Origin of the sequence: uncultured Mycobacterium sp. (assembly GCF_964249325.1) — a bacterium.
Taxonomy (GTDB): Bacteria; Actinomycetota; Actinomycetes; order Mycobacteriales; family Mycobacteriaceae; genus Mycobacterium.
Map to the genome: position 1 here is coordinate 1 of NZ_CAXUCH010000153.1, position 10,551 is coordinate 10,551.

At 66.0% G+C, this 10,551-nt stretch carries 11 protein-coding genes and 3 pseudogenes; 12 read left to right on the top strand and 2 right to left on the bottom strand.

Annotation, left to right across the window (positions count from 1 at the left end):
* From ACFE99_RS17305 to ACFE99_RS17320, 4 genes and pseudogenes are all read left to right on the top strand, one after another.
* Window positions 1-103: pseudogene (locus ACFE99_RS17305) on the top strand (hydrogen peroxide-inducible genes activator); the annotation flags it as partial.
* A gap of 49 nt (window positions 104-152) precedes the next feature.
* Window positions 153-793: pseudogene (locus tag ACFE99_RS17310) on the top strand (PaaI family thioesterase).
* A gap of 9 nt (window positions 794-802) precedes the next feature.
* Window positions 803-1,498: a hypothetical protein gene (locus tag ACFE99_RS17315; protein ID WP_375487418.1), complete on the top strand. Its 696-nt coding sequence runs from the start codon at window positions 803-805 to the stop codon at window positions 1,496-1,498.
* An 11-nt stretch (window positions 1,499-1,509) separates the two neighbouring features.
* A complete protein-coding gene (locus ACFE99_RS17320) occupies window positions 1,510-2,268 on the top strand; it encodes an enoyl-CoA hydratase/isomerase family protein (RefSeq protein WP_375487420.1) in 759 nt (252 codons plus the stop codon).
* A 13-nt stretch (window positions 2,269-2,281) separates the two neighbouring features.
* Here the strand turns inward: ACFE99_RS17320 and ACFE99_RS17325 are convergent, their stop codons facing one another.
* On the bottom strand, window positions 2,282-2,467 hold the full coding sequence (locus ACFE99_RS17325; protein ID WP_375487422.1) for a bacterioferritin-associated ferredoxin: 186 nt from the start codon (window positions 2,465-2,467) through the stop codon (window positions 2,282-2,284).
* Window positions 2,468-2,765: 298 nt separating this feature from the next.
* Here ACFE99_RS17325 and bfr point away from each other — a divergent pair, with 298 nt between their 5' ends.
* The 7 genes from bfr (at window position 2,766) to ACFE99_RS17360 (ending at window position 9,683) form a co-directional block, all read left to right on the top strand.
* Window positions 2,766-3,248, top strand: coding sequence for a bacterioferritin (bfr, locus tag ACFE99_RS17330; RefSeq protein ID WP_375487424.1), 483 nt, complete (start codon window positions 2,766-2,768; stop codon window positions 3,246-3,248).
* 70 nt (window positions 3,249-3,318) lie between these two features.
* Window positions 3,319-5,442 carry an MDR family MFS transporter gene (locus tag ACFE99_RS17335; protein ID WP_375487426.1) on the top strand — a complete coding sequence of 708 codons (2,124 nt, stop codon included), beginning with the start codon at window positions 3,319-3,321 and terminating at the stop codon, window positions 5,440-5,442.
* Entirely contained in the window at window positions 5,417-5,911 is a 495-nt protein-coding gene (locus tag ACFE99_RS17340) for a carboxymuconolactone decarboxylase family protein (protein ID WP_375487428.1), read from the top strand. The genes ACFE99_RS17335 and ACFE99_RS17340 overlap by 26 nt, the downstream gene beginning before the upstream one ends.
* Before the next feature lie 10 nt (window positions 5,912-5,921).
* A complete protein-coding gene (locus tag ACFE99_RS17345) occupies window positions 5,922-7,268 on the top strand; it encodes a glutamine synthetase (protein WP_375487430.1) in 1,347 nt (448 codons plus the stop codon).
* Window positions 7,265-8,377: an amidohydrolase family protein gene (locus ACFE99_RS17350; RefSeq protein WP_375487438.1), complete on the top strand. Its 1,113-nt coding sequence runs from the start codon at window positions 7,265-7,267 to the stop codon at window positions 8,375-8,377. Before ACFE99_RS17345 ends, ACFE99_RS17350 begins: the two co-directional genes overlap by 4 nt.
* Window positions 8,378-8,409: 32 nt before the next feature.
* Entirely contained in the window at window positions 8,410-9,243 is an 834-nt protein-coding gene (locus ACFE99_RS17355) for a lysophospholipid acyltransferase family protein (RefSeq protein WP_375487432.1), read from the top strand.
* Entirely contained in the window at window positions 9,243-9,683 is a 441-nt protein-coding gene (locus ACFE99_RS17360; RefSeq protein ID WP_375487434.1) for an SRPBCC family protein, read from the top strand. The genes ACFE99_RS17355 and ACFE99_RS17360 overlap by 1 nt, the downstream gene beginning before the upstream one ends.
* A 7-nt stretch (window positions 9,684-9,690) precedes the next feature.
* Here the strand turns inward: ACFE99_RS17360 and ACFE99_RS17365 are convergent.
* A pseudogene (locus ACFE99_RS17365) lies at window positions 9,691-9,807 on the bottom strand (nuclear transport factor 2 family protein); the annotation flags it as partial.
* 376 nt (window positions 9,808-10,183) lie between these two features.
* Between ACFE99_RS17365 and ACFE99_RS17370 the strand changes: the two are divergent.
* The coding region (locus ACFE99_RS17370) for a hypothetical protein (RefSeq protein WP_375487436.1) at window positions 10,184-10,551 on the top strand (368 nt) is incomplete at its 3' end.

Here is a 10,551-nt window from a genome sequence, read left to right on the forward strand (position 1 = left end):
GGTCTTTAGATCCTCGAGCGGTCGCGACCCGGCCTACCGCCAGCTGGCGGCCATCATCGGCGAGCTGGTCAGCAACGACCAGGACGTACGTCTGGTCCGCTAGGCGGCACCCGCCCGCCAACGCCTGGCAGGAACGTGTTCTAGTTTGCATCATGCTGGACTTCACCCAGGAGAACATCAGCGCCGCGGACGTCGAACGGCTACGCGCAATCTACGAACCGCTGGCCCGCTCGGTCCGCAAACTAGTTGACGCCACCGTGCGGACCCAGGCCACTGCCGACGCCGCGGCCAAGGCCGAGATCGACTCGGCCACCACGCGATTGCGCGCCAAGCAACTCGACGGCACTTCGGTGTGCGCTATCTGGCCAGTGGTGAACGGATGGCGTGGGGTAACGCCGTCATCGGCATTTGCAATCCGTTGGCTCCGCCGTTGGTGGTCAACCACGACCCGTCGGGAAAGGTGTGGTGCGATTTTCACCTCGGCGCGGCGTACGAGGGCCCGCCGGGCCACGTGCACGGGGGAGTGGCCGCCCTCGTACTCGGCCACCAGCTTGGTGAAGCCGCCAGTGACGGTGTCAATCCGCGTTTTACCGGCACCATCAGCCTCCGCTATGTGCGGGCCACCCGCCTGGGCCACCTGCACGCCGAGGCGACGACTTCGCGGGTCGAGGGCGCGAAGACGTTGGCGGTGGGCCATCTCGCCGACGACCAAGGCGTCACCGTCGAAGCCCAGGGTGTGTTCATCTTGCCCAAGTGGCTGCGGGACCAACCCGACCCGCCGGCGCAGCGTTAGGTTCTGCTCATGGAGAAGGTCATCGCCGTGCTGCAGACACCCGGTCCCGACGACGAGTGGTGCGCCCGGCAACGAGGCCCCATCGCCGAGGCCATCCTTGGACTCGGTGTTGCGGGGCTGACCGTCAGCGTTCGAGACAGCGCAGTGCGCGATTCGCTGATGACGCTGACGACACTCGACCCGCCGGTCGCCGCCGTGGTGAGTATGTGGACCCAGCAGTGTTACGGCGATCAGGTTTCCGAAGCGCTGAGCCTGTTGCAGGCCGAGTGCGATCACCTTGCCGCCTACCTGGTCACCGAATCGATCCCGTTGCCGGTGCCGCTCGAAATCGGCATTCGCACAGCTGGTTTGGCTAACGTTGCGCTGCTGCGCCGGCCGACCGACATGGACGAGGAGACGTGGCTGGCCCGATGGCAGCGCGACCACACACCGGTGGCGATCAAAACCCAGGCGACATTCGGCTACACGCAGAACTGGGTGGTGCGCGCCCTTACCCCGGATGCGCCGGCCATCGCCGGCATCGTCGAAGAGTTGTTCCCGGCCGAGGCGATCAGCGACCTGAAAGCTTTCTTCGGGGCCGCCGATGACGACGACTTGCAGCACCGGATCAGCCGGATGGTTGCCAGCACAGCGGCTTTCGGCGCCAACGAGAACATCGACACCGTACCCACCAGCCGCTACGTACTGAAATCACCGTTCGGGTAAGGAGTTCAGCCGTGATACTGCAGATCGACGACCAGAACGGGGTGCGCACCCTCACCCTGAACCGGCCCGAAGCACTCAACGCGTTCAACGAGGCGCTTTACGACGCCACGGCCGAGGCGCTCCTGGCGGCGGCCGAAGATCCCGACATCGCCGTCGTGCTGCTCACCGGCGCTGGGCGCGCCTTCAGCTCCGGCACGGACCTTGGCGAGATGCAGGCGCGTGTCACCGATCCCGACTTCGCCGCAGGAAAATACGGCTTCACCGGGCTGATCGATGCGCTCAGCGGGTTTCCCAAGCCGCTGATCTGCGCGGTCAACGGTGTCGGGCTAGGGATCGGCACCACGATCCTGGGCTACGCCGACCTGGCGTTCATGTCGTCGACCGCGCGGCTGAAGTGCCCGTTTACCAGCTTGGGCGTCGCGCCGGAGGCGGCGTCGTCCTATCTGCTGCCACAGCTGGTCGGCCGGCAAAACGCTGCGTGGCTGTTGATGTCGTCGGAATGGGTCGACGCCGAGGAGGCGCTCCGAATGGGTCTGGTCTGGAAGGTCTGCGAGCCCGCAGCGCTGCTCTCCGAAGCCCGCCGCCATGCCGCAATCCTGGCCTCGCGCCCGATCGCGAGCCTGATGGCGGTCAAGCACACGATTGTCGAACCGATCCGCCCCGAGATCGCGGCGGCCAGCGCGCGGGAGAACGCTCACTTCGCCAAGCTGATCGGCGGGCAAGCCAACGCTGACGCGCTGGCGGATTTCACCAGTCGGCGCGGCAACTGAACAAAGCCGCGCCTCAGCGGGCGGCGCTGGCGTCGAGTCGGCTCGCCGAAGCGATGATTGCCCGCAGCGTGTGGCGGCAACGCCCACAGTCGGCGCCGGCGCCGCATGCGGCGGCCACCTCCTTGGACGTCGATGCGCCCCGTGCGACGATGTCGGACACTGTTTGGCTGGTCGCTCCCACACACAGGCACACGTACATCAGCACACCTCACCACCGGCCGGGTCGAGCGCACTGACGTGGCCGCTCATGCCCTGAAGTGTCGGCGCCGCCGCCGGACCGCGGAAGTCCATATTAGTGGAGTCTAACCTAAGTGGGTTAGTGCAGTCTAACCTAAGTCACTCGCCGGCTCGTCCGGCTCCTCCGCGGGTCGACGCCCGGCACGGGTCGTCGCCGGATAGATTGAACCCGCACGGCGCGGTGGTGCCACAGCCCAGAACCATCCGGACAATGTCGTGCGCACTGTCAAACGTGAACGGCCTTGGAAAAGGGAGCGATCATGCAAGGTGATCCCGATGTCTTGCGCCTGCTCAACGAGCAGCTGACCAGTGAACTCACCGCGATCAATCAGTATTTTCTGCACTCGAAGATGCAGGAAAACTGGGGTTTCACCGAATTGGCTTCACGCACCCGCGCGGAGTCGTTCGACGAGATGCGGCACGCCGAACTGGTCACCGACCGCATCCTGTTGCTCGACGGTTTGCCCAACTATCAGCGCATCGGCTCGCTGCGGGTCGGACAGACGCTCCGCGAACAGTTCGAGAGCGATCTGGCGCTGGAACACGACGTGATCGACCGGCTGAAACCGGCGATCATCTTATGCCGCGAGAAGCAAGACGCCACTACCGCAAACATCTTCGAGAAAATCGTGGCCGACGAGGAAGACCACATCGAATATCTGGAAACGCAGCTGGAGTTGATGGACAAGCTGGGCGAGCAACTGTATGCCGCGCAGTGCGTCGCCCGGCCGCCGACGACCTGACGGACGGCGGCCCTCGTTCGGCAGCGGCCCGGGTGGACGCCGGTTGGCACACGGCAACTGAGAGGCTGCAATGACAGCACCCACGGCGGCGGCGCCCGCCGGGACGGATGCGGTGTCACCCAGCACCCAGATCAGCCCGCAGCGTCGCAACTTCGTGTTCGTGTCGATCCTGCTGGGGATGCTGCTCGCCGCGCTCGACCAGACCATCGTCGCGACCGCGCTGCCGACCATCGTCGCCGACCTGGGCGGGGCGGGCCATCAGTCGTGGGTGGTGACCAGCTATCTGCTGGCCTCGACGATCATCACCGCGCTTGTCGGCAAGTTCGGCGACCTCTTCGGCCGTAAGGCGGTGTTCCAGGCGGCTGTGGTGTTCTTCGTCGCCGGCTCGGTGCTGTGCGGGCTATCGCAGTCGATGATCATGCTGGTACTGTCCCGGGCGCTGCAGGGTATCGGCGGTGGTGGGCTCACGGTGACCGCCACCGCGTTGATCGGCGAGGTCATCCCACTGCGCGAGCGCGGCCGTTACCAGGGCGCCTTGGGCGCGGTGTTCGGTGTGACCACGGTGATCGGTCCGTTGCTCGGCGGCTACTTCACGGACCATCTGACCTGGCGGTGGGCGTTCTGGGTCAATGTGCCGGTTTCGGTGGTGGTCTTCTTCGTCGCCGCCGCGGCCATTCCGGCACTGGCGGGACGCAGCAGGCCGGTCATCGACTACGCCGGGATCCTGCTCGTCGGGTTAGGGGCCGCCGGGCTGACGCTGGCGACGAGTTGGGGCGGCACTACGTACCCGTGGGGCTCGGCGACGATCATCGGGCTGTTCGTCGGCTCGACGGTGTTGCTGGGCGTCTTCGTGTGGGTGGAAAGCCACACGGCACAACCGATTCTGCCGACGAGGCTTTTCGCAAGTCCGGTGTTCACCGTGTGCTGCGTGTTGTCGTTCGTGGTCGGGTTTGCGATGTTGGGCGCACGGACCTTCCTGCCGACGTATATGCAGTTCGTCGACGGCGTCTCGGCGACCACGTCGGGGCTGCGCACGCTGCCGATGGTGGTGGGCATGCTGACCACCTCGATGGGCAGCGGGGTGCTGGTCGGCCGGACCGGCCGCTACAAGATCTTCCCGGTCGCCGGGACTGTGGTGATGGGGGTTGCGTTTTGGCTGATGTCGCGGATGGATCCGTCGACATCGGCACTGCTGCAATCGCTTTACCTCGTGATCCTCGGTGCCGGTATCGGCCTGTGCATGCAGGTGCTGGTCCTCATCGTGCAGAACACGTCGCGGTTCGAAGACCTCGGTGTGGCCACGTCGGGTGTGACCTTTTTCCGCACCATCGGCAGTTCGTTCGGCGCTGCGATATTCGGTTCGCTGTTCACCAACTTCCTGCATAGCCGACTCGGCCCGGCCATCGCGGCAAGCCATGCACCGCCCGCTGCGGCAAGCTCACCGGAGGCTCTGCACCGGCTGCCCCGGCAGCTGGCCGCCCCGATCGTGGACGCGTATGCCGCGTCGCTCACCCAGGTGTTCTTGTGGGCGGTGCCCGTCGCGGTGGTCGGTTTCATCCTGGCGCTATTCCTCAAAGAGGTTCCGCTGAGGGACATTGCTTACCGCGCCGCCGACCTCGGCGACGGGTTCGCCATGCCGACCACCCAGTCGCCGGACGAGATGCTCGAAACAGCGATCGGGCGGCTGCTGCGACGTGGTGACCCGGGGATGCGCCTGCGCAGCATTACCATGCGGCCCGATTGTCAGCTCGACGTCGCCCAGCTGTGGGCGCTGCTGCAAATCCACCGCTATACAAGGGTTTTCGGAAGAGCCCGGCTGACCGAGATCGGCGAGCAGTTCGGTGTGCCGTACGAAGTCATCGAGCCCTCCTTCGGCAGCCTGGTGCGCGCCGGCTACGCAGGGCAGGACGTCGACCGCCTCTGGCTGACTCCGCGCGGTGCCCGGCAGGTCGAGTTCGTCACCACGCTGATCCGGGAGTGGATCGTGGACAAGCTATCTCGCTCACCCAGCTACCAGGGACGGCCAGACCGGGCCCAGGTCGAAGCCGCCCTGGACCGCATTGCACATCGGATCGTCACGCAACGTGATTGGCATGAGGATCGCCGGGATCTGGCCAGCGTCGCCACCGAAAGGCTTCCGCAAGCAACCGCGGGCGTACCATCACGCCATGAGCCGAATCGGAACCTTCGCTGACGACGACCTGGCGGGCTGGATCGAGAAATCGCCCCGGCTCGGCGGCGCGATCGCCGGGTTCAGCGACGCCGTCTACAACCACAGCAGACTGCCACTGCGCACCCGCGAACTGGCGCGAACGGTGATCGCGCACAACAACGAATGCGAAGTCTGCGTCAACGCCCGTGCCGCCGACGGGCCCGCGGACGGTGTGGACGAAGAGCTCTACGAGCACGCCTCGCAGTGGCGGACGTGGCCGGGCTACAGCGAGCAGGAGCGGCTGGCGGCGGAGTTCGCGCACCGATTCGCAACCGAACACACCGTGCTGCGTGACGACGAAGAGTTCTGGGCCCGATGCCGCGAGCACTTCTCCGACGAGCTGCTGGCCGACCTAGCGTTGTCATGTGCATTGTGGCTGGGCATGGGACGCGTGCTGCGGACCCTGGATATCGGGCAGAGCTGCACGCTCACTTTGCCCAGCCGCGCGTGATCTTCCCGGCGTGACCGCCACACCGCTGGCCGCTGCTGCGATCGCTCAGCTCGAAGCAGAAAGGGTCGACGCCGTCATCGGCACCGTGGTCAATCCGGCCGGGCTCACCCACGCCAAAACCGTGCCGATCCGGCGGACCAACACGTTCGCCGACCCGGGGGTGGGGGCCAGCCCGGTCTGGCATGCCTTCGCCATCGACCAAACCGGCATCGCGTTCACCGACGACATCGGCGTGGTCGGCGACCAGCGCATCCGCATCGACCTGTCGGCATTGCGCATCATCGGCGACGGGTTGGCTTGGGCGCCGGGCGCTTTTTTCGAGCAGGACGGCGCACCGGTGCCGGCTTGTAGCCGCGGAACACTGGCCCGCATCGAGGCCGCGCTCGACGAAGCGGGCATCAAAGCCGTGGTCGGCCACGAAATCGAGTTCGTTCTGGTCAATCCCGACGGCAGCCCGCTGCCCTCGACGCTGTGGGCACAGTACGGCTTGGCCGGCTTGCTCGAACATGAGGCGTTCGTGCGCGATGTCGTCGCGACGGGCACCGCATCCGGGGTGGGGATCGAGCAGGTGCACCCCGAATACGGGGTCAACCAGTTCGAGATCTCGTTGACGCCACAAGCGCCGGTCGCCGCAGCCGACCAACTGGTGCTGACCCGGATGATCGTGGGCCGGGTTGCTCGCCGCTACGGGCTGCGGGTGAGTTTGTCACCGGCGCCGTTTGTCGACGGTCCCGGATCGGGTGCGCATCAGCATTTTTCGTTGGCCACATCGGACGGGCCACTTTTCTCGGAGGGCACCGGCGTGCGGGGGATGACACCAGCCGGTGAAAGCGCCGTTGCGGGCCTGCTCCGCGGGCTACCCGAAGCTCAGAGCATCCTGTGCGGGTCGATCGTGTCGGGTTTGCGCACGCGGCCCGGCAACTGGGCCGGGGCGTATGCGTGCTGGGGCACCGAAAACCGGGAAGCGGCAGTTCGTTTCGTCAGTGCCGGGCCCGCCAATCCGTACGGCGGCAACGTCGAAGTCAAGGTGATCGATGCGCCGGCGAACCCGTACTTCGCCTCGGCCGCGATCCTCGGCTTGGCGCTTGAGGGAATCCAGCAGCAAGCCGAGCTGCCAAGCGAGACAACTGTGGACCCGGCGGCACCGTCCGGCCGCGATCGGGCAGGCATCGTGCGGCTAACCGATAGCCAGGCGAAAGCTACTGCGGCGCTTGATGGTTCGCAACGACTACGGGGGATTCTCGGCGATGCCGCGGTCGACGTGCTGGTGGCGGTGCGCCGTTTCGAGCATGAGCACTACGGCGACCTGAGCCCGGAAGAACTGACCGAAAAGTTCCGGATGTCCTGGAGCGTATAAGCGTGCCGACGGCTGCTGGATTAGCGCAACACATCGCCGACGTGCCGCTGATCGATCAGCACGTCCACGGTTGCTGGCTGACAGCCGGCGACCGCCAGCGGTTCGAAAACGCGCTCAACGAGGCCAACGCTGAAGCGATCACCTACGCGGGATTCGACTCGCAACTCGGGTTCGCCGTGCGTGCACATTGCGCGCCGCTGCTGGGGCTCCCGAGACACGTTGATGCTGAAACTTATTGGCAACGCCGCAGCGAGCTCACCGAGGCCGAGCTGGCCCGCCTTTTCCTGCGCCAAGCCAACGTCACCGACTGGCTGGTGGACACCGGCTTGGCCGACGGCATTGCCGGCGTCCAAGGACTCGCTGAGCTCTCCGGCGGGCGCGCTCATGAGGTGGTCCGTCTCGAGCAGGTAGCCGAGCAAGCGGCGCAGGCATCCGGCGACTACGCATCGGCCTTTGAAGAGATCCTGCACGCCCGCGCCGCCACCGCGGTCGGCACCAAATCGATCCTGGCCTACCGGGGCGGCCTCGACGGCGATCTGAGCGACCCGCCCGCTGAACAGGTCGCGGAGGCCGCCGCAAACTGGCGCGACAGCGGCGGAGTGCGGCTGCGAGACCGGGTCTTGCTGCGTTTCGGGCTGCACCAGGCGCTGCGGCTGGGCAAACCGCTGCAATTCCACGTCGGGCTCGGTGATCGCGACTGTGACCTGCACAAGACCAATCCGCTGTATCTGCTCGACTTTCTGCGGCAGTCCCGGGATACCCCCGTCGTGCTGCTGCACTGCTATCCCTACGAGCGCGAAGCCGGCTATCTGGCGCAGGCGTTCAACAACGTCTACCTCGACGGCGGGTTGAGCATCAATTTCCTGGGAGCGCGGGGGCCCGCGTTCGTCGCCCGGCTGCTGGAATTGGCACCGTTCGCCAAGATCGTGTATTCCTCGGACGGCTTCGGCCCGGCCGAGTTGCACTTTCTCGGTGCGTCCTTGTGGCGCAACGGCATTCAGCGCGCACTACAGGAGTTCGTCGACGCCGGGGATTGGAGTGAGGCCGACGCCACCCGAGTCGTCGACCTGATCGCCCGCGACAACGCGGCGCGCATCTACCGCGTTTGACGGAAAGGTGGCGCCGGGGTATACCGGCGGCTATGGCGACCGTGGGCGGCATCCTGGACTGGGCCCGCAAACAAGTCGCGTCGCGGGTGCCGAAAGCAGACCTCGACCAGCGGGATCCCGACTACATCCGCGATCAGCTGCCCGGAACGTGGCTGCTCGCGTCGCTGTACTTCAGGGCCGACGTGCGCGGACTGGACCGCATTCCCGCCGAGGGACCGGTGCTGCTTGTCGGCAACCACAGCGGTGGCAACGTGCCGCCCGATACGTTTGTGTTCACGTTGGCGTTCTGCTCATATTTCGGGGTCGAGCGGCCCTTCTATCAATTGGCGCACAACCTCGTCGTCTCTGCACCGCCGTTGGGCTGGTTGCGCAAGTTCGGCACGGTAGCCGCCAGCCACGAGAACGCCAGGATGGCATTGGAGTCCGGCGCCGCGTTGTTGGTGTACCCCGGTGGCGACTATGAAGTCTTCCGGCCGTCGTGGGAGCGTCACAAGGTCGATTTCGGCGGCCGCAGGGGCTACGTGCGGCTGGCCCGGGAAGCCGGTGTGCCGATCGTGCCGGTCGCCAGCGTCGGCGGCCAGGAAACCGCGCTGTTTGTCACCCGCGGACAGTGGCTGGCCAAGCTGCTGATGACCGACAAGACGCTGCGGCTCAAAAGCGTTCCGATATCGCTGGCGCTGCCGTGGGGGCTGAACATCAGCGACCTGGCCGGGCACATTCCGCTGCCCGCCAAGATCGCGATCGAAGTGCAGGACCCCATCGAAGTCGACGGCGATGACCGCGCGGTGCACGACAAAGTGCTGGGCAGCCTGCAGGCCGGCGTGGACAGGCTGGCCGCCCAACGTCGATTCCCGGTGATCGGCTGATGCGCGTCGAACGCCGCTGCGTGATCGACGCGGACCGGGACGCGGTGTGGAAGGTGGTCAGCGACCCCGACCGCTACCCCGAGTTCATGACCAGTCTCGAGCGCTGGCAGGCCGCCAACGAGCGGCCTCCGGGCGTGGGGGCGCGCTACACGGTGCATTGGAAGATCGGCTCGGTACCGGTCGGCGGCCTGGTCGAGGTGGTCGAGTTCGACGACGCCCGCGACCTGGCTTGGGTCGGGATCACCGGCATCAGCCTGCGCGGCCGCATCCGGCTGCGCGATGGAGGGGACGGCCGGACAAGAGTCACTTTCCGGCTGTCGTATCAGGCGCCCGGTGGAATTCTCGGGTACATCGCCGACCGGGTGGCGGTGCGTCAGGTGGGACGCAACCTGACGCAGACGCTGAAACGGCTCAAGGCGCTCGTCGAGTCCGAGCGCTGACCGGCGCTTAGATCAACCCGGTCACGTCGAACACCCATGACGTGTCCGCTTTGGACAGATTCTCCATCCAGGACGGCGGCGCGTGGTTGGCGATCGCACCGAAATCCCAATAGTCCTTCCATAGCTCGGAGTAAGCGCAGTGCTCTGACCTGCGGAAGCGAGGTAAATCGCGTGCGCTGTGGCGTCTACTATCTGGACTTCAGCAATCGGGCGGCGGCAATGTGCTGGCCGCAGGCCGACGCACGGAAACGCGCTCACAACCTGCTGACCGCAGCCGACGAGCCGGAGACGCTGTCCGGGTATGACGGCGGCGCAAGCGTGAGCACGGCGCTGCCTCCCTTATTGCCCCGTAGACCCACGAAACCAGCCCCGCCCATCAATGGGACCGCTCTGGCCCGTTTGGGCGGCGGTGGCCAGTCCCATCGCCGCTTCGGATTCCCAGTTAAATCGCCTGCGCGAACAAGCACACCGTGATTACGCTGCCTCTTGGGGAGAGTCCTATGAGCGCCATTAAGAATTCTGGTGTCGCTGCATTTGCTGGGGTATTGGCGGTGTCGATAGCCGCGTGTGGCACGAGCACGGATACCCAGTTCGTCCACAGCGAGACCATTAGCAAGTCGACTTTCAAGGGCACTTGGCCGTTCGTACCTGATTCGGGTGTGCTCGCCTGCGACTCGTCCAAGGGCGACGCCGTTACCTTCACGCCGACCGGCAGTACGACCACTTATGCCGAGAACGCACCCGCGAAGGGATGGGCCCCCAAGGAGGGGTGGGCAACAAACGATGAGCACATCTGGCTGACTGCTGATGGCCGCCAAGACGACACGCCGGGCGTATGTTCGGAGGCATTCAGGGTGACCACGTGGGG